Source organism: Streptomyces sp. NBC_00569, from assembly GCF_036345255.1.
Lineage (GTDB): Bacteria > Actinomycetota > Actinomycetes > Streptomycetales > Streptomycetaceae > Streptomyces.
Map to the genome: position 1 here is coordinate 7,984,578 of NZ_CP107783.1, position 18,548 is coordinate 8,003,125.

Annotated in this window: 18 protein-coding genes; 10 read left to right on the forward strand and 8 right to left on the reverse strand. The window is 71.7% G+C overall.

Annotation, left to right across the window (positions count from 1 at the left end; genetic code table 11):
* Positions 1-354 precede the first annotated feature (354 nt).
* The gene (locus tag OHO83_RS35975; protein ID WP_266668303.1) at positions 355-1,527 is read left to right on the forward strand and encodes an acyl-CoA dehydrogenase family protein; all 1,173 of its coding nucleotides are present in this window, start codon (positions 355-357) and stop codon (positions 1,525-1,527) included.
* On the opposite strand, the gene OHO83_RS35980 is transcribed toward OHO83_RS35975, so the two are convergent.
* Positions 1,490-1,750 carry a hypothetical protein gene (locus OHO83_RS35980; RefSeq protein WP_266668301.1) on the reverse strand — a complete coding sequence of 87 codons (261 nt, stop codon included), beginning with the start codon at positions 1,748-1,750 and terminating at the stop codon, positions 1,490-1,492. The two genes, OHO83_RS35975 and OHO83_RS35980, sit on opposite strands and share 38 nt — an antisense overlap.
* A 245-nt stretch (positions 1,751-1,995) precedes the next feature.
* On the opposite strand from OHO83_RS35980, the gene OHO83_RS35985 reads away from it, so the two are divergent.
* Positions 1,996-3,120, forward strand: coding sequence for a hypothetical protein (locus tag OHO83_RS35985; RefSeq protein WP_330280301.1), 1,125 nt, complete (start codon positions 1,996-1,998; stop codon positions 3,118-3,120).
* A gap of 12 nt (positions 3,121-3,132) precedes the next feature.
* Positions 3,133-4,227 carry a phosphotransferase family protein gene (locus OHO83_RS35990; RefSeq protein WP_330280302.1) on the forward strand — a complete coding sequence of 365 codons (1,095 nt, stop codon included), beginning with the start codon at positions 3,133-3,135 and terminating at the stop codon, positions 4,225-4,227.
* 7 nt (positions 4,228-4,234) lie between these two features.
* Here the strand turns inward: OHO83_RS35990 and OHO83_RS35995 are convergent, their stop codons facing one another.
* A complete protein-coding gene (locus tag OHO83_RS35995; protein WP_330280303.1) occupies positions 4,235-4,675 on the reverse strand; it encodes a hypothetical protein in 441 nt (146 codons plus the stop codon).
* Between the two features lie 245 nt (positions 4,676-4,920).
* Here OHO83_RS35995 and OHO83_RS36000 point away from each other — a divergent pair, with 245 nt between their 5' ends.
* From OHO83_RS36000 to fxsA, 4 genes are all read left to right on the forward strand, one after another.
* Positions 4,921-5,361: an Lrp/AsnC family transcriptional regulator gene (locus OHO83_RS36000; RefSeq protein ID WP_100597468.1), complete on the forward strand. Its 441-nt coding sequence runs from the start codon at positions 4,921-4,923 to the stop codon at positions 5,359-5,361.
* Between the two features lie 68 nt (positions 5,362-5,429).
* The gene (locus OHO83_RS36005) at positions 5,430-7,064 is read left to right on the forward strand and encodes an amidohydrolase (RefSeq protein WP_329436116.1); all 1,635 of its coding nucleotides are present in this window, start codon (positions 5,430-5,432) and stop codon (positions 7,062-7,064) included.
* A 519-nt stretch (positions 7,065-7,583) separates the two neighbouring features.
* Positions 7,584-8,351: a polyprenol monophosphomannose synthase gene (locus tag OHO83_RS36010; RefSeq protein WP_330280304.1), complete on the forward strand. Its 768-nt coding sequence runs from the start codon at positions 7,584-7,586 to the stop codon at positions 8,349-8,351.
* A 69-nt stretch (positions 8,352-8,420) separates the two neighbouring features.
* Positions 8,421-9,002 (forward strand): FxsA family membrane protein, encoded by a 582-nt coding sequence (gene fxsA, locus OHO83_RS36015; protein ID WP_329436118.1) that lies wholly within the window; start codon positions 8,421-8,423, stop codon positions 9,000-9,002.
* A 152-nt stretch (positions 9,003-9,154) separates the two neighbouring features.
* On the opposite strand, the gene OHO83_RS36020 is transcribed toward fxsA, so the two are convergent.
* From OHO83_RS36020 to yczE, 4 genes are all read right to left on the reverse strand, one after another.
* Positions 9,155-9,529, reverse strand: a complete 375-nt coding sequence (locus OHO83_RS36020) for an RNA polymerase-binding protein RbpA (protein ID WP_164314920.1) — start codon at positions 9,527-9,529, stop codon at positions 9,155-9,157.
* 254 nt (positions 9,530-9,783) lie between these two features.
* The gene (locus tag OHO83_RS36025) at positions 9,784-11,142 is read right to left on the reverse strand and encodes an MFS transporter (protein WP_329436119.1); all 1,359 of its coding nucleotides are present in this window, start codon (positions 11,140-11,142) and stop codon (positions 9,784-9,786) included.
* Between the two features lie 46 nt (positions 11,143-11,188).
* Positions 11,189-11,956 carry a glycerophosphodiester phosphodiesterase gene (locus tag OHO83_RS36030; RefSeq protein WP_266668285.1) on the reverse strand — a complete coding sequence of 256 codons (768 nt, stop codon included), beginning with the start codon at positions 11,954-11,956 and terminating at the stop codon, positions 11,189-11,191.
* Complete coding sequence (yczE, locus tag OHO83_RS36035) at positions 11,953-12,621, reverse strand: membrane protein YczE (protein WP_329436121.1); 669 nt, start codon at positions 12,619-12,621, stop codon at positions 11,953-11,955. Before yczE ends, OHO83_RS36030 begins: the two co-directional genes overlap by 4 nt.
* Positions 12,622-12,720: 99 nt before the next feature.
* On the opposite strand from yczE, the gene OHO83_RS36040 reads away from it, so the two are divergent.
* A complete protein-coding gene (locus OHO83_RS36040) occupies positions 12,721-14,220 on the forward strand; it encodes an SCO1417 family MocR-like transcription factor (protein WP_266668281.1) in 1,500 nt (499 codons plus the stop codon).
* A gap of 94 nt (positions 14,221-14,314) precedes the next feature.
* Here OHO83_RS36040 and OHO83_RS36045 read toward each other — a convergent pair whose 3' ends face one another.
* Both OHO83_RS36045 and OHO83_RS36050 read right to left on the reverse strand, forming a co-directional pair.
* Entirely contained in the window at positions 14,315-15,937 is a 1,623-nt protein-coding gene (locus tag OHO83_RS36045) for a hypothetical protein (protein WP_330280305.1), read from the reverse strand.
* A gap of 37 nt (positions 15,938-15,974) precedes the next feature.
* A complete protein-coding gene (locus OHO83_RS36050) occupies positions 15,975-16,169 on the reverse strand; it encodes a hypothetical protein (RefSeq protein WP_266668277.1) in 195 nt (64 codons plus the stop codon).
* Between the two features lie 282 nt (positions 16,170-16,451).
* Between OHO83_RS36050 and OHO83_RS36055 the strand changes: the two genes are divergently transcribed.
* Together OHO83_RS36055 and OHO83_RS36060 are read left to right on the forward strand one after the other, a co-directional pair.
* On the forward strand, positions 16,452-16,844 hold the full coding sequence (locus tag OHO83_RS36055) for an ankyrin repeat domain-containing protein (protein WP_266668275.1): 393 nt from the start codon (positions 16,452-16,454) through the stop codon (positions 16,842-16,844).
* Positions 16,845-17,122: 278 nt separating this feature from the next.
* A complete protein-coding gene (locus tag OHO83_RS36060; RefSeq protein ID WP_266668273.1) occupies positions 17,123-18,541 on the forward strand; it encodes a HEAT repeat domain-containing protein in 1,419 nt (472 codons plus the stop codon).
* Positions 18,542-18,548 lie beyond the last annotated feature (7 nt).

An 18,548-nucleotide genomic window follows, 5' to 3' on the forward strand; every position in this document is an offset into this window, starting at 1 on the left:
AGACGTTGCAGGGAACCTTAGGAGGACTAGACCAGTGGGGTCAATGGTGCGGACCAATACGCCCGGGGCTCGGCGAGCTTCGGTTCCGGCGGGCAAGGGCTTCGGGGCGGGGTTCCTGCGGCTCCCCGTGGGGGCTCCGGGCCGCCTCTCCGTCGTCTTTTCGGTATCTTTGAAGTAAGCGGTCGTTAACTGGTGACTGGCCGCCGTCGAACAGGCATACTCAACGGGCCGCAGCCGCTGGTCAGCACCCGTCCGAGACCCGGAGGGGAGCCCTCGGCGGCGGCTCGAGAACGGCGCCGCCGCACCACCCCGCGCGCGACCGCCGCAGCGCCCGACAGGGAGGAGAGCGTCGATATGCCCGACCGCGCCCCGCAGCCGGTGGACCGTCAACTGCCCACGGACGAGGCCCGGGATCTGTTCTCGCTCGTACGTGAGCTCGTGCATCGCGAGATCGCCCCGAGCGCGGCCGAGGAGGAGGACGCCGGACGCTTCCCGCGCGAGACGTTCTCACTGCTCTCCGAGTCGGGTCTGCTCGGCCTCCCCTACGACTCCGACTTCGGCGGCGGCGACCAGCCGTACGAGGTCTACCTCCAGGTGCTGGAGGAGCTCGCCGCGGCCCGGCTCACCGTCGGCCTCGGCGTCAGCGTTCACTCGCTGGCCTGCCACGCACTGGCCAATTTCGGCACCAAGGAGCAGCGGACCGAGCATCTGCCCGCCATGCTCGGCGGCGGCCTGCTCGGCGCGTACTGCCTCTCCGAGCCGTCCTCGGGATCGGACGCCGCGTCCCTGCGGACCAAGGCGGTCCGCGAAGGCGACCACTGGGTGATCACCGGCACCAAGGCGTGGATCACGCACGGCGGTGTCGCCGACTTCTACACCGTCCTGGCGCGCACCGGCGGGGAGGGGGCGCGTGGCATCACCGCGTTCCTGGTCCCGGGTGACGCCGAGGGGCTGAGCGCGGCTGCGCCCGAGAAGAAGATGGGGATGAAGGGCTCGCCCACGGCGCAGGTCCACTTCGACGGGGTGCGTGTGAGTGACGCGCGCCGGATCGGCGACGAGGGGCAGGGCTTCGCGATCGCGCTTTCCGCCCTCGATTCGGGGCGGCTCGGCATCGCCGCCTGCGCGATCGGCGTGGCCCAGGCGGCCCTCGACGAGGCCGTCTCCTACGCCACGGAGCGCGAGCAGTTCGGGCGTCCCGTCGCCGACTTCCAGGGCCTGCGCTTCATGCTCGCCGACATGGCCACCCAGATCGAGGCCGGCCGCGCTCTCTACCTGACGGCGGCGCGCCTGCGCGACGCGGGCCGGCCCTTCTCCAAGCAGGCGGCCATGGCCAAGCTGATGTGCACGGACACGGCGATGAAGGTCACCACGGACGCCGTCCAGGTGCTCGGGGGATACGGCTACACGGCCGACTTCCCGGCCGAGCGCTATATGCGCGAGGCCAAGGTGCTCCAGATCGTGGAGGGCACCAATCAGATCCAGCGCATGGTCATCGCGCGGCACCTGGCCGGTCCCGAAAGCCGCTGAACTGCCCGGTTCTGACCGGGGACGCCACCAGCCGGGCCCACTCCGGATCGTGGCGTCCCGGCAGGGTCTTGCCGCGGTCGGCCCAGTGGCTGACCAGGGCGCGGTAGATCGGCGGGTCCTGGGGCGCGGGGCGCTCCGGGGGCGGCGGCTGCGGAACCGATTCTGCGGTGGTGGGGACCAGGAGGCGCCGGCGACGGCCGGTGGCGGTCTGCGTAAGGGTCATGCCCGGGCCAACGCGCCCGCGCCGGGCAGGTCACCCTTCGGGGCATGGGGGCGTGCGTTCTAGGGCCCCCGTTCGGACCGGGCCGATCACCGGCCCCGCGGGCCCGGCCTGATCCGGCCGTCGCCGCATCCGGGTCGGCGCACGCATCTGGCTCCGGCGGCTCAGCTGACGTACCGTCAACTCCGCCGCCGGGGGCCGCACCCCTCCGGGCGACGTCAACCGCCGTACGCCCTGGGAGGAAACGCGTGGCAGACGACCGCCCCGTCGCACTCGACGAATACCCGGTCCATCAGGTCCCGCTGTCCATGAAGCACGTCGCGACCGGTGACCGCAACGCCTACGACCGGTGCATCTTCCACCTTGTCGACCCCACCGGGGAGTTCCTGCTCATCCTCGGCCTCGGCGTCTACCCGAACCTCGGCGTCATCGACGCGTACGCGACCCTGCGCGTCGGCGACACCCTCCACGCGGTCCGCGCCTCCGACGCCCTGCGCGACGACACCCGCATGGAACTCGCCGTCGGACCGCTCCGGATCCAGGTGGAACGTCCCCTGAAGGACTTCACCCTGACCTGCGCGGCTGACCCGGCCGACCCCGACGGACTCTCGTACGAGATCAACTGGTCGGCGGCCTTCCCGGCCCTCTGGGAGCCCCATCACACGCAGCGCCGCGGCGGCCGCCTCACCCTTGAGGGCAGGCGCTTCGTGCAGGCCGGACGCTGTGACGGCCGGCTCCGCATCGGCGGGCGCGAGGTCTCCCTCGACGGCTGGACCGGCACCCGCGACCGCAGTTGGGGCGTGCGCCCGGTCCCCGGCGAGGAGGGCGGCCGGCTCGCAGAGGAGAACAGGACCGAGGGCTTCCACTGGATCTGGTCACCGGTCCGCTTCGACGACCGCTTCCTGATGGTGATCGTCCAGGAGGACGCGGACGGCTACCGCACCCTCAACGACGCCACCCTCGTCCGCGACGGCCACCCGGACCTCCAACTCGGCTGGCCCCAGGCCGACATCGCCTACCGGACCGGCACCCGCCACCCCGAGAGCGCCGTCGTCCACCTCACCGACCCGCTCTCCCGCAAACCCCTGGAAATCGGCGTCGAGATCCTCGCCTCGTCCCCGCTCGCCGTCGGCGCCGGCTACCCGCCCGCGGACGACTGGCAGCACGGCACCTGGCGCGGCCGCGACTGGACCGACCGCCGCAGCTACGACCTCTCCGACCCGGCCGCCCACCCACTGGCCGCCTACGGGGTCATCGACCACGCGGCGCGCTTCACCCTGGACGGCCAGGTCGGCCACGGCATCTTCGAGCACGGCAGTTTCGGCAGGCACGACCCGAGCGGCTTCACCGGCTACGACTCCGTGGCGCCCTGAAAGGAGCCTGCGATGGCGACAGTACCCAGACCGCGCACCAGCACCCGCGACCCGGAGGAGGTGGCCCGGAAGCTCACCTCGTGGCTGGCCGTCCGTCTACCGGGCGCCAAAGCGGCGAACGTGAGTGTGCCCGAGTCCAACGGCATGTCCAGCGAGACCCTGCTCTTCGACATCGAACACCCCGAACCCCCGGTCCGGGCCTGCGCGTTGAGGCTCGCCGCCGACCCGTCCGCGTACACGATCTTCCCCGACTACGACATGCCGCGGCAGTACCGCACGATGCGGCTCGCCGCCGAGCGCACCGGGCTGCCGGTGCCGCGGGTTCTGTGGCTCGAGGAGGATCCCGGGCCCCTGGGTGCCCCGTTCTTCGTGATGGAGCGCGTCGAGGGCCGCGTGCCGCCGGACGTCATGCCGTACACGTACGAAGGCAACTGGCTGCATTCCGCGACGGACGCCGAGCGCGCGCGGCTCCAGGACGCGACCGTGGGCCTCATCGCCCGCCTGCACGACGGAGTCCCGGCGTCCGAGGCCGAGTTCCTCGCCGCACCCGGCCAGGGCAGCGCTCTGCGCCGCCACGTCGAGGCCCAACGCGCCTACTACGCCTGGGTGGTGGACGGGCTGCCGCCCTCACCGCTCATCGAGAGCGCCTTCGAACGGCTGGCCGAACTCTGGCCCGCCGACGAGGGCGACCCCGTCCTCAACTGGGGCGACGCCCGCATCGGGAACATCATCTACGACGGCTTCGAACCGGCCGCCGTGCTCGACTGGGAAATGGCGGCCCTGGCCCCGCGTGAGGTCGACCTCGGCTGGACCGTGTACCTGCACCGCTTCTTCCAGGACCTGACCGAGAGCTTCGGCCAGGCCGGCCTGCCGGGCTTCCTGCGCCGCGCGGACATCGAGCGGCGCTACGCCCAACTCACCGGCCACACACCGCGCGACATGGACTTCTACACCCTGTATGCCGCGCTGCGCCACGCCGTCGTGATGCTGCGCGTCGCCTACCGGCAGGTGTACTTCAAAGAGGTGGCCGTGCCGGACGATCCGGACACACTGATCCTGCATCACGCCAGTCTGCGGGCCATGATGCAGGACAGTTACTGGAGTTGAGGCGTCGTCAGGCGGCCGTGCGGCGTACCTGCTCGGGGATGCGCAGCGGGCGCGACCCCGGGCCGGCCACGTGCGAGAAGGGCTGCATCCGCCAGTCGAGCCCCTGAGGGAGCGTCAACAAGAGCGCGGCGTCCTGCTCCTGAGCCCCCGTCGAGTCGTCGGCGGGCCGGGCGTCGGCCGCCGCGCGGCCCGTACCGGCACAGACCGTGAGACCGAACGGGTTCCACGGCGAGGCGCACAGCGCGTGCTCGGGCAGCACATCCTCGTCGGCGAGCAGCGCGATCGGCTGCGCGCAGTCCGGGCAGAAGACCCGGTACATCTCGAAGGTGTCGTACGCGTCGAACGCGTCGGTTCCGGTGTCCTCCGGTTCGACACCCTCCGGCTCGGGCTCGATCGCCGGCTGCTGCCGACTACGGGCAGGACGACCGGGACGCTTCACATTCTGCATGGGACTCTCCCCCTCGGGTGGGCCGACAAGGCGCTGCGGCCTCGACCACAGCAAGCACTTCCCGTCCCGTCGTGGGGGTAATCGTGGCACGCGCCTGGACACGGTTCGACAGGTGTGGTCTTCGTCACATGGTGATTGCGGATGCCGGGCGGCAGGTAGGCGTATCCGCCCCCATGGTGGGCTCGGGTATCCGTGGGGATCACTCGGGTATCCGCGGGGATCAAGCGCACTGTAGGTTCTGCGCCATGGAGGAGCTCGACCGACAGATCGTGCAGCTGCTCGTCAAGGACGGGCGGATGAGCTACACCGACCTGGGCAAGGCCACCGGCCTGTCCACGTCCGCGGTGCACCAGCGCGTGCGCCGCCTCGAACAGCGTGGCGTCATCCGGGGCTATGCCGCGGTTGTCGACCCCGAGGCGGTCGGCCTGTCGCTCACCGCCTTCATCTCGGTGAAACCGTTCGACCCCAGCGCCCCCGACGACATCGCGGAACGCCTGGCCGGCGTGCCCGAGATCGAGGCCTGCCACAGCGTCGCCGGCGACGAGAACTACATCCTCAAGGTCCGTGTGGAGACCCCGCACGACCTGGAGAACCTGCTCGCGCGGGTGCGCTCCCTCGCCGGTGTCTCCACCCGCACGACCGTGGTCCTCTCCACCCCGTACGAGGCACGGCCGCCCCGCGTCTGACCGGCACGGGTCCGACCGCTGAGGCCCCCGGGTGCGGCCCTGGGGCACAAACGCGGGAAACTGTCCCCATGAGTACGACCCCCACGCCCGCACCGGCAGAGTCCCGCACCGTCCTTCTGCGCGGTGGCGACGTCCACAGCCCCGCCGACCCCTTCGCCACGGCCATGGTCGTCGAGCGGGGGCACGTCGCCTGGGTCGGCTCCGAAGGCGCGGCCGACGCGTTCGCCGAGGGGGTCGACGAGGTCGTCGACCTCGAAGGCGCCCTCGTCACTCCCGCGTTCACCGACGCCCACGTCCACACCACGTCGACGGGGCTCGCCCTGACCGGCCTCGACCTCTCCACGGCCCGCAACCGGGGCGACGCGCTCGCCCTCGTCCGCGCCCACGCGGCCGCCCGCCCCACGGACCGGATCCTCCTCGGCCACGGCTGGGACGCGGCCCGCTGGCCCGACGGCGAGCCCCTCACGCGCGCCGAGCTCGACGAGGCAACGGGCGGCCGCCCGCTCTACCTCTCCCGCATCGACGTCCACTCGGCCGCCGTCACCACGGCCCTGCTCGACCTCGTCCCCGGCATCGCGGACCGCCCCGGATTCACCCCCGACGGGCCGCTCACCCGCGACGCCCACCACGCGGTGCGCGCCGCCGCCCACTCCGCCGTCACCCCGCAGCAGCGCACGGAGGCCCAGCGCGCGGCCCTGCGGCACGCGGCCTCCCTGGGGATCGGCTCGGTGCACGAGTGCGGCGGTCCGGACATCTCCTCCGAGGACGACTTCACGGGCCTGCTGCGCCTGGCCGCCGAGGAGTCCGGCCCCCGGGTCGTCGGGTACTGGGCCGACCTGGACATCGAGCGGGCCCGCGCGCTGGGCGCCGTCGGCGCCGCCGGCGACCTCTTCGTGGACGGTGCCCTCGGCTCCCACACGGCCTGCCTGCACGAGCCGTACGCAGACGCGGCCGCCGGGCACACCGGCACGTCCTACCTGGACGCCCACGCCGTCGCCGCCCACGTCGTCGCCTGCACCGAGGCGGGGCTCCAGGCCGGATTCCACGCCATCGGGGACGCCGCGGTGACCGCCGTGGTGGACGGCGTGCGCGCCGCCGCCGAGAAGGTCGGCCTCGGCCGTGTGAGGGCGGCGCGGCACCGCGTCGAGCACGCGGAGATGCTGTCGCCGGAGACCATCGCCTCCTTCGCCGAGTTCGGCCTCACCGCGTCCGTGCAGCCCGCCTTCGACGCCCTGTGGGGCGGCGAGGACGGCATGTACGCCGATCGTCTCGGCGTCGAACGGGCCCGCGCCCTCAACCCGTTCGCCGCCCTCCTGCGCGCCGGGGTTCCGCTGGCCTTCGGCTCCGACAGCCCGGTCACTCCGCTCGACCCGTGGGGCACGGTCCGCGCCGCGGCCTTCCACCGCACGCCCGAGCACCGGGTGTCCGTACGGGCCGCGTTCACCGCTCACACTCGCGGCGGCTGGCGCGCCGTCGGCCGGGACGACGCGGGCATCCTGGTCCCGGGCGCCCCGGCGGACTACGCCGTGTGGCGCACCGAGGAGCTCGTCGTCCAGGCGCCGGACGACCGCGTCGCGCGCTGGTCGACCGACCCGCGCTCGGGGACTCCGGGCCTCCCGGATCTCACGCCGGGGGCCCAACTGCCGCTCTGCCTGCGCACGGTGGTCGGCGGGCGGACCGTGTACGTAGGGCCGGACGAGTGATGTCGGCGGTCGCCGTACCGCCGATCGCGGTCCGCCACATGTTCGCGCGACCTGCGGATCCTCGGCACTGACCAGGCGGTTTCCCCAATATCCGCAGCTCAAACGGGTGTTGACAGCTGGGCGCGGTCGACGGGTAGGTTCTGCCGGGTCCACCACTGGACGTCCGACCGGGGAACCTCCGCGCAGTCGATGAACGCCGCTGGGTCATTGGGCGGTGTGCCGCACCGGCGCACCGCCACTGGGAGCCAGGCCCAGCACCCGCGCCATGGGGCGCTGGAACGTTCCGGCCGGATGGCGGTCCCTCCCTGCTCCGCGGGAGCACGGGGGACGGTGCGACCCGGGTGGGGCCCGGAAGCTCAGTAGACAACGGCTCTCGGTAGACCCGCAGCCAGCGGGTCCCAGGTCGGCCCGAAGGGCACCGGGCCCCGATCCCGCAGCTCCGTTGCAGGGCGCCTTACCTGCGCCGACAGGCGGCCTCGCTATGGTGGTCCCCTCGTACAGGAGTCTTAAGGGGAAGCTGTGAACGACGGCGGTGGGCGGCAGTTCGGTCCTCTCGGTACGGCGCTGGTGATCATCCCGACCTACAACGAGGCGGAGAACATCAAGTCGATCGTCGGCCGGGTGCGCGCGTCCGTGCCCGAGGTGCATGTCCTCGTCGCCGACGACAACAGCCCCGACGGCACGGGAAAGCTCGCCGACGAGCTCGCCTCGGCCGACGACCAGGTCCAGGTCCTGCACCGACAGGGCAAGGAGGGTCTGGGCGCGGCCTATCTCGCGGGTTTCCGCTGGGGCCTGGAGCACGGCTACGGCGTCCTGGTGGAGATGGACGCCGACGGCTCCCATCAGCCCGAGGAGCTGCCCCGGCTGCTGACCGCGCTGAAGGGCTCCGACCTCGTACTCGGCTCGCGCTGGGTGCCGGGCGGACGGGTCGTCAACTGGCCCAAGTCACGCGAGTTCCTCTCCCGCGGCGGCAGCACGTACTCGCGGCTGCTGCTCGACGTGCCGATCCGGGACGTCACCGGCGGCTTCCGGGCCTTCCGCCGCGAGACCCTCGAGGGCCTCGGGCTCGGCGAGGTCTCCTCCCAGGGCTACTGCTTCCAGGTCGACCTCGCGCGACGCGCGGTCAGGGCCGGCTATCACGTCGTCGAAGTGCCCATCACGTTCGTCGAGCGTGAGCTCGGCGACTCCAAGATGAGCCGTGACATCGTCGTCGAGGCCCTGTGGCGGGTCACCGCATGGGGTGTGGGGGAGCGCATGGGGCGTGTGATCGGCCGCAAGCAGCCCTGAGCCGGGGCTTCCGTCGATCTTGATCTCCCCCTTACGCCACTTGCGCCGGGGCCCAGGCACACTGGGGGCATGACCACAGGTACACCGCCCCCTTCGCGCCCCGCCACGCCCCGGCGCTCCCGGGTCCGCACGTTCCTGCCGCTCGGTATCGCCGCATGGCTGGTCCTGGAGATCTGGCTGCTGACCGTGGTGGCCGGCGCGACCGGCGGGTTCACCGTCTTCCTGCTGCTGCTCGCCGGGATCGTGCTCGGCGCCGTCGTCATCAAGCGCGCCGGCCGCCGGGCCTTCAAGAATCTGAGTGAGACGCTGCAACGGCAGCAGAGCGGCGCGGTACCGGCAGGCGAACAGCGCTCCGGGGGCAACGGTCTGTTGATGCTGGCGGGTCTGCTCCTGATGATCCCCGGCCTCGTCTCCGACGCCCTGGGCCTCCTCCTGCTCGTCCCGCCCGTGCGCACGGCCCTGAGCCGCTACACGGAGCGGACCATCGAGCGGAAGATGCAGTCGGCCGCCCCCGGGACCCTCGGCGACGCCTTCCAGCAGGCCCGGATGCACCGGCCCGACGGCACGGTCATCCAGGGCGAGGTGATCAAGGACGGTGGGCGGCCCGCACAGCGCCCCGACGCGGGTCCGCGCCCCCCGATCACCTCCTGAGCCCGCGCGGGGCTCAGAAGCTCGCTGAGCCCCGCCCGGCACTGGACATGCGCAGACCGGTACAGGGCGCGCGAAAGGCCGTGGGCCGGACACACATGACGTGTGTCCGGCCCACGGCCTACTTCAGTCGCGCTCCCGCTGCTCCCGAGGGATCAGGCGGACTTGCGGCTGTCGCGCGGATGCACCGCGATGTTCATGGCGCCCGATCGGAGAACGGCAAGCCGCTCCTCGAGGACCTCTTCGAGCTCCTCGCGAGTGCGCCGCTCCATCAGCATGTCCCAATGTGTACGCGCGGGCTTGGCCTTCTTCTCCTCAGGGCCGTCACCGTCGACTAGGAGTGCCTGGGCCCCGCAGACCTTGCACTCCCACTCCGACGGAATCTCGGCCTCCACCGAGAAGGGCATCTCAAAACGATGTCCCTTCTCGCATGCGTACTCCACGGCCTGGCGCGGAGCCAAGTCGATGCCGCGGTCCGTCTCGTAGCTGGTCACTACGAGGCGCGTACCGCGAAGAGCTCGCTCACTCATGAATCGTGCCTCCCGGGCTTGTCGCCCACAGGACAGGTGTCGCTGTCGTCGTCATCCGGTCAACGTCCGGTCGGCGGTAAAGATTCCCGTTCCGGGTCATGCGTCGCCGTCGTAGCCGCCCCTTGTTGTACCCACCGGCGCCCGGTTTGTCACATCTGCCAGCAGATGTCACCCAGCGTTTTGCGATATTGACGTGCAGTAACGGTACGCCTGGCAGGCCAAACGCGTACACTACCGGCCTTTGGCCCCAGGTGCTAAATCCGGGTGGGTACCGGATTCCCTGCGTCGCGTACCGCCCGCCTCACCGGAACCCGGGCAAGCAGCACAAAGCCGATCATGAAGAACACCACCAGGGACACGATGGCGTCCCTATAACTGCCGGTCAGCTGGTACGCGAGGCCGAAAACGAGCGGTCCCAGCCAGCTCATTCCCCGGTCGCTCATCTCGTATGCGGAGTAGTACTCGGCCTCCTTGCCCGCCGGTACCAGATGCGAGAAGAGGGAACGGGACAGCGCCTGAGTGCCGCCGAGCACGAGCCCGATCCCGGCCGCCAGCACGAAGAACCACACCGGCGCACCCGCCGGCAGGAAGTAACCCGCCCCGATCGTGACCGTCCAGGCGATCAGTGAGCCGAGGATCGTGTTCTTCGCGCCGTACGTACGGGCGAGGCGCCCCATCCCGAGCGCGCCCGCCACGGCAAGGACCTGGACCAGCAGCACCGCCACGATCAGCGTCGACTGGTCGAGGCCGAGCTCCTCCGAGCCGTACACGGATGCCTGCGAGATCACCGTCTGGATCCCGTCGTTGTAGACCAGATAGGCGAGCAGGAACGAGAGCGTCAGCGGGCGGCGGCGCATGTCGCGCACGGTCGACGCCAGTTGACGCCAGCCGGGCACGGTGGCTGCCCCGCCCTCGGCGGGGGCCGTGCGCCGGTCCCGCAGTCGCCGTAGCGGTACGAGCGTGAACGCGCCCCACCACACGCCCGCGGAGGCCAGGCAGATCCGTACCGCCGTCGACTCGGACACGCCGAAGGAGTCGTGGCCGGAGTACAGGACGAGGTTCGCCACGAGGACGAGCGCCCCGGACGCGTAGCCGAACGCCCAGCCGCGCGAGGAGACCGCGTCGCGTTCCTCGGGGGGCGCGATCTGGGGCAGGTACGAGTTGTAGAGGACCATCGACACCGCGAGCGAGGCATTGGCGACCACGAGCAGGAATCCGCCCAGCAGATAGCGGTCCCCGTCCAGGAAGAACATCCCGGCGGTCGCGGCGGCCCCCAGATACGCCGAGACCGCGAGCAGCGGCTTCTTGCGGCCCGTACGGTCGGCGGCGGCACCCGCGAGCGGCATCACCAGGATCGAGATGATCACCGAGGCGGAGACGGCGTACGCGAAGAACGCCCCGGCCCGGACCGGGATCCCCAGCGGGTGCACGAAGCCGTCCGCGTCCGCCGCCGACTTGGCGACCGCCGTCAGATACGGCCCGAGGAACACCGTGAGGACGCTCGTCGAGTAGACCGAGCACGCCCAGTCGTAGAAGTACCAGCCGCGCTGCTCCCGGCGCCGCTGCGCCGCCTCGTCGTCCGCCGGCTCCGCCCGCACGGTGTCGCCGCCCACCCGCGCCCCCTCGCTGTCCCCGTGTCCGGACGCGGCCGACGGGCGGTCAGGTCCAGGCTCCCCGGTCCTTGAGCACGTCACGCAGCGTCTCGATGTGATCGGTCATGATGCCATCCACGCCGAGGTCGAGGAGTTCACCCATCTGTGCGCGGTCGTTGACCGTCCACACATGGACCTGGAGCCCGCGCGCGTGGGCCGCGCGGACGAAGCGCCGGTCGACGACGCGTATCCCCGATTGGGCCACGGGTACTTGGGCGCACACCGCCGAAGGGCGCAGCGCCGCGGGCAGCCCGAGAGACCGCAGCCGCAGGCCGAGCACACCACGCGTGCCGTACGACGTGGCGAGGCGGGGGCCCGCGAGGGACTGCGCCCTGGCGACCCTGGCCTCCGAGAACGAGCCGACGCAGATCCGGTCCCACGCGTCCAGGCGGCCGATCAGATCGAGCAGCGGGAGCAGCGCGGGTTCGGCTTTGACGTCCACGTTCCAGTGCACGTCGGGGAAGGTCTCCAGGAGTTCCTCGAAGAGCGGCACCGGTTCGCGGCCCGCCACGCGCGCGTGGCGCACATCGCTCCAAGGGAGGTCCGCTATCCGGCCCGCCGCGTCGGTGACCCGGTCGAGCGTCGCGTCGTGGAAGGCCACGAGCGTGCCGTCGGACGTGGCGTGCACATCGGTCTCGATGTAGCGGTAGCCGAGGTCCACGGAGCGCCGGAACGCCGCCATCGTGTTCTCCAGGCCGTCGGCCGTCCCGCCGCGATGGGCGAAGGCCAGCGGTCCGGGACGGTCGAGGTACGGATGGCGTACGCGCGTGGTCACCGCGGAAGTATCGCCCCTTCGGGTGACGCGCCGGCAACCGAGGTGGGTGCCTCGGGCGGCGCGGGGGCGGCGAAGAGCTTCAGGAACACCTGGGCCAGCGGGCCGATCGCCACGGCGTACAGGACCGTGCCGACGCCGATGGTGCCGCCGAGGACGAAGCCCGTGACGACCACCGCGATCTCGATGGTCGTGCGCACCAGCCGGAGCGAGCGGCCGGTACGCCGGTGCAGCCCCGTCATCAGGCCGTCGCGCGGGCCGGGCCCGAACGACGCGGCGATGTAGAGGCCCGTCGCCGCGCCGTTCAGGACGATCGCCGCCACCATCAGCGGGATCCGGATCCCGAGGGCGTGCACATCGGGGACGACGGCCAGCGCGCCGTCCATCGCGATGCCGACCACGAAGACGTTCGAGACGGTGCCGAGGCCAGGGCGCTGCCTGATCGGGATCCACAGGAGCAGCACCAGGGCGCCCACGATGATCGACACGACGCCGATGGAGAGCCCCGTGAGTTCGGCGAGGCCTTGGTGGAGCACGTTCCACGGCTCCAGGCCGAGCCCCGCCTCCACGAGGAGGCCGGAACTCACGCCGTACAGCGCCAGGCCGACATAGAGCTGGAGAAGGCGCCGGGTGAGACCCGGGCCGGGTGGCGTGGACGACGCGGACAAGTGGAGCCCCCTGTGGTGGTAGTGGCCTGTCGCATGACACTCTGTGGCTTGGGAACACAGGCCAACCATGGCCAATTTGGGGAAGGTGGACTGGACTCCATGGCTCAGTGGACTTCGGCGGTCGGCGCGGCTCAGCTCGCCCGGCTGCTCACCTCCCAGCAGACACGCCCTCCGGGCCCCGGGAGCCGCCGTCCGCCCGCCTACCGCGCCCTCGCCGACGGCATCCGCCTCCTCGTCCTCGAAGGGCGCGTACCCGTCGCTGCGCGCCTGCCCGCCGAACGCGAGCTCGCCGTCTCCCTGGCCGTCAGCCGCACGACCGTCGCCGCCGCCTACGAGGCGTTGCGCGGCGAGGGATTCCTCGAATCGCGCAGGGGGGCGGGCAGCTGGACGGCCGTGCCGGCCGGGAACCCGCTGCCCGCGCGCGGCCTCGAGCCCCTGCCGCCCGAGGCTCTCGGCTCGATGATCGACCTCGGCACCGCGGCCCTGCCCGCCCCCGAGCCCTGGCTGACCCGCGCCGTCCAGGGCGCGCTCGGCGAACTCCCGCCCTACGCGCACACCCACGGCGACTACCCGGCGGGCCTGCCCGCGCTGCGCGAGATGCTGGCCGAGCGCTACACAGCCCGCGGTATTCCGACCATGCCCGAGCAGATCATGGTGACCACCGGCGCGATGGGCGCGATCGACGCGATCTGTCATCTGTTCGCGGGTCGCGGCGAGCGCATCGCCGTCGAGTCGCCCTCGTACGCCAACATCCTCCAGCTGATGCGCGAGGAGGGCGCACGGCTCGTCCCGGTCGCCATGGCCGAGGGGCTCGCGGGATGGGACCTCGACCGCTGGCGGCAGGTCCTGCGCGACGCGGCGCCCCGTCTCGCCTACGTCGTCGCCGACTTCCACAACCCGACCGGGGCGCTCGCCGACGAGGACCAGCGCAGGCAGCTCGTCGAGGCGGCGCGCTCGGCCGGCACGGTGCTCGTCGTCGACGAGACCATGACCGAGCTCCATTTCGACCCCGACCTGGACATGCCCCGCCGCGTCTGCGCCTTCGACCCGGCGGGCTCCACCGTCATCACGGTCGGCTCGGCGAGCAAGGCTTTCTGGGCGGGCATGCGCATCGGCTGGGTGCGGGCGGCGCCCGATGTGATCCGCAGCCTCGTGGCCGCGCGCGCCTACGCCGACCTCGGCACGCCGGTCCTGGAGCAGCTGGCCGTGAACTGGCTGCTCAGTACGGGCGGTTGGGAGGAGGCCGTGGAGCTGCGCCGCAGCCAGGCGAGGGACAACAGCGCCGCGCTGGTGGCCGCGCTGCGCCGCGAGGTGCCCGACTGGGAGTTCGACGTGCCGGTCGGCGGGCTGACGCTGTGGGTGCGTGCCGGAGGTCTGTCGGGGTCCCGGCTCGCGGAGGTCGGCGAACGCGTCGGCGTACGGGTGCCCTCGGGTCCTCGCTTCGGGGTGGACGGCGCCTTCGAGGGCTATGTGCGGCTGCCGTTCACCGTTTCCGGGGCGGTCGCCGACGAGGCGGCGGTGCGGCTCGCGGCGGCGGCGCGGCTCGTGCGGGAAGGCGGAGCATCCGGGGCTGAGCCGCCGCGGACACTCATCGCGTAGGGCCCTTCTTCTGGATCAGGCTGGATCAGGAGAGGCGCGGGGCCACACGCCGCGAGCCCGGCATGATCCGAAAGAAGGGCCCTGGGGCCGGTCGTCACCCTTCCGCGGCGACCGTCCGCACCGTACCCACCGCTTCCACCGCTTCCGCCACGTCGACCGGCTCGGCCGCTTCGACGACCGGTTCGGCCTCCGGGCTGTCGTCGTCCGGCGTCGTCCGCTGCGGGAGGAGCGCGAGCACCGCCTGCCGGTCCGCTTCACTGGTCGCGTCGTCGTAGGGGTCGGGGGTGGCCGGCACCTGGAGGCGGTGGACGGCCCCCGCGCCCAGGCGCGCGTAGCCCCGTCCCGCCGGGACGTCCGGGGTGGGCGTCGTGTGGGGCGCGACCCCGAGAACGTCCTCGATCTGGTCGTACGTGGCCGGGCCGAGCACCACGCGCGCGCGTGTGTGCTGACAGACGGCGTCGGTCAGGGAGTCGAGGCTGTCGAACTGGTCGGCCACGACGACCGTGACGTTGGCCGCGCGCCCGTGCCGCAGAGGGACCTGCAGGAGGGTCTGCGGGTCCTTGCGCCCGTCGGCCGCGGCCAGATGACCGAGGACGCTGGGCCGGTCGAACAGAATCCACAGGGGGCGCCGGGTGTCTTCGGGCGCGGGGTGGCCGGCCTGGCGCGCCCGGTTCGCGGAGATCAGGCGCCGCTCCGTCTCGTGGGCCGCCCATTCCAGGCTGGCCAGCGCGCCGGCGAGCCCGCACTCGACGGCCAGGACACCGCTGCGTCCGGTCAGGCACGCGTAGTCGCCCGTTCCGTTGCCCTCCACGATGAGGACGTCACCGTGCTGGAGGGCCTGGAGAGCGATCGAGCGCAGGAGTGAGGTGGTCCCGCTGCCGGGGTGGCCGACGGCGAGGAGATGCGGCTCGGTGGAGCGCATGCCTGTACGCCAGACGACGGGCGGCACGTCGCGCTGCTCGTCGCCGTCACCGAGGGGGAGGGTCCGCTGGGTGTCGCTCTCGTCGGTGAAGCCGAGAACCGTTTCGCCCGGTGCCGTGACGAAGCGCTGCGCGGCGATGTCGGTGGGCAGCGGGGGCAGGACGGTGACCGCCAGTCGGTTGCCCTCCTCGTCCCACTCGAAGTGGTACTCGCGGCCCCGGCCCGACTTGGCGTGCAGGAGCTGTTCGATGCGGGCGCGGGAGTCGGCCTCGCCGTCCGTGAAGTACGCCGGGTAGCGCACCACGATGCGTGAGACGCGCCCGTCGTCGTCGAAGTCGTACGACTCGAAGGCCTTCCGCCACTCGCCGCCGTGGGCGAAGAGCGGGTTCGGGTCCTCTGGGACGGAGAAGTACGGGACGAGCGCCTCGTAGAGCGCGGTGAGCCGCTCGACCTGGGACTCGTCGGGGCCGGTCGGCGCCGGCGGGGTGAGGTCCCGGCCCTTCCATGCGGCCGCTGCCATCAGGGTGATGAGCGCCAGCAGCGGCCCGTACGGAATCAGCACCACGACCAGGAACATGGCCGCCACCAGGAACAACAGTGGTCCCCGCCGGTCCTTCGGGGTGTCGGCCCACTTGTGCCGCCCTGCGGCTGCCAGGCGGCCCAGGCCCTTCGTGATCGTGATCAGGGGATGGAGTACGTCGGTGGCCCCGTCGGCTGCCGTCCGTGCCAGTTCCCGGCTCCGGGCGATGGAGGCGCTGCCGTTGCTCAGAATGCGGGGGAGGGGGCGCCGAGCCACTTCTGTCTCCTGATGGTGCGTGCGAGGGGGGAGGGGGTCAGAACTTGATCCCGCCGAGCAGGCCGGCCAGGCTCGCGCCGCCGGCCTTGATGCTCGGGGCGATGGCGGTGCCCGCCAGGTAGAACCCGAAGAGAGCGCAGGTCAGACCGTGCGATGGCTTGAGTCCGTCTTTGCGGAAGAAGAGGAAGGCGATGATTCCGAGCAGCACCACGCCTGAGATGGACAGGATCATTTGAGTTCTCCTGGTCGATGGGGACAGTCACCATGAGTTCTTCCAGGCTCACAGCATGTATCTATACGATAAAAGGTGCAAATGGGTGGAATATTCTTTAATTCACCCGTTCGGCAGGCGTCCGGTGAGCCTCCTGGGCGTGTGCTGTACCGCCGTCAGAGCTCTTCGTGATCTTTGCCTCGGTCGGCGCTGCTCATGTGTCGAACCGGGCAGTACTCTGTCGATTCACTCGTACGGCCGCACGGTCGTAGCACTCCGTATACGCAAAGGCGGTCTGTTCCGATGAGCGAAGTCCCCGACCCCGAGGTCGTGGAACTGGCGACCAAGATCTTCGATCTTGCGCGCCGGGGCGAGAGCGAACAGCTCGCCTCCTATGTCGACGCGGGTGTATCGGCGAACCTCACGAACGACCGTGGCGACACCCTCGTGATGCTCGCCGCCTATCACGGGCACGCCGAGGCGGTCCGCGCGCTCCTCGCGCGCGGCGCCGACGCCGACCGCGCCAACGACCGGGGCCAGACCCCGCTCGCGGGCGCCGTCTTCAAGGGCGCGGACGAAGTGATCCGGGCATTGCTGGACGGCGGTGCCGACCCGGCGGCGGGGACCCCGTCGGCGGTCGACACCGCCCGGATGTTCGGCAAGGCGGAGCTTCTGGAGCTCTTTGGCACTTCCTGAGACACCGGCTTTGACCAGCCAGAACGGGGGAGCAGGAAATGTGGTCGCGGCGAGAAGAACCGCTGGGTCATCATGACGACGTGATTTACGGACGCGACGGCGGGGCAGATGGTGCCACACCGCGTGGGCCGTGAACGGTCCGATTCGGGCCACAGACGAGAGGCAGAGGAAGATGGTCTACAGCAAGCAAGAGACGGCGGGCGCCCCGCAGTGTTGTCGCGCGGCCAGGTAGTGCAGTTCCCCCGGTTGCGTCGACGCTTGATGTGAGGCTGTTTCCCATGTTCGATCCGGTCATAGCGCCCAGCGGTACGCTGCTCGGCCTGCTGCAGAGGGGCCGTGGCGACGGCACCCTGCACGCGCTGACGGCGCCGCGCGCCGAAGCGCTCGCGGCTCTCAATCACTGTGTGCTGAGCGACCCCCGCCACGACTGGCAGGTGGAGAACCGCTCGCTGTACTACGCCCGTCTCTACCTCGACCTCCACGGAGAGCTCGGGGAGATCGAGCGGCACCTCTTCGACCCCGACGACGTCCTCAATACGGACGAGTCGCGCACGGGCCTCGCGCTCGCGGTCCTCGGCCACCTCGCCTCGTACGGCAGGCGCGACGCCCTGGAGCTGTTGCGCCGCTACGCCGCCTTCGGGTCCAGCTGGGCCTGGGCGCTCGACGAGCTGGCCCTGCGCGACGACGACGCGGGTCTGCGCGTGCTCGCCGCCCCCATCCTCGACAGATTCCCCGAGGGCGCCGAGGGCGACGCCGAACTGGCCGCCGCCGTGCGCGACGCCTTCGAACCGCGCCCTTGGCGGCTGTGGGCCGACGACCCCAGGGAAGCCATCGGCGCCCGCGTGCGCGCCGCTCAGGAACGCGGCTCCTTCGACCAGTGGCAGCGCCAGATGCGCCCCTCCGGGCCACGCCCCGGGTGGAGCGTGCGGGCCGTCTTCGACTGGGCCCAGGAAGGCCTCGAACGGGGAGCCGTCCTGTACGTGCCCGCCGCGCGCTGCCTGACCGCCGTCGCCGGACCCGGCGACAGGGCCGAGATCGTCCAGGCCGCGCTCACCGGGCATGACGGCGCCCGCAGCACGGCACTGCGCTATCTCGCCGACGCCCATGATCCCGACGTACTCGATCTGATCGAGGCCGCCGTGGAGAGTCCCTCGCACGCTGTCGTGGACGCCGCCCTCGACGCCTTCGAACGCATGCGGACGGTCGCCTCTCTGGAGCGCGCCCGCCGCTGGGCCCCCAGGCCCGACGCCCTCGGCGCCGCCGCGGGACGCATGCTCGCCTGCCGCGGCGGCGCCCAGGACACCGAACTGGTCCTGGCCGCACTGCGCGAGGCGGTGCGCGGCGAAGGCGCCGACGCACCGACACTGTGGCCCCTGGTCGACGGGGCCGGGCGCCTCGGCATCGCCTGCGCCGCCCCCGTCCTGCGCCACGTCTACAGAGAGACCGCCTCGTCCCATCTGCGCGGCCACGCCGCCAAGGCCCTGGCCGCCACCGACCCGTCCTTCGCCGCCGGATTCGCCGTCGAATGCCTGTGGGACTGCGAGGAATCGACCCGTGAGGTCGCCGCGCGCCACGCGGAGACGGGCGACGCGCGCGTCGTGGACCAGCTCCGGAGACTCGCCGCCGACCCGGCCGAGGAGGCCGAGGTGCAGACCGCGGTGCGCAGCAGAATAGGACCGGACGCGACGGCTTTGTGACCGGCGG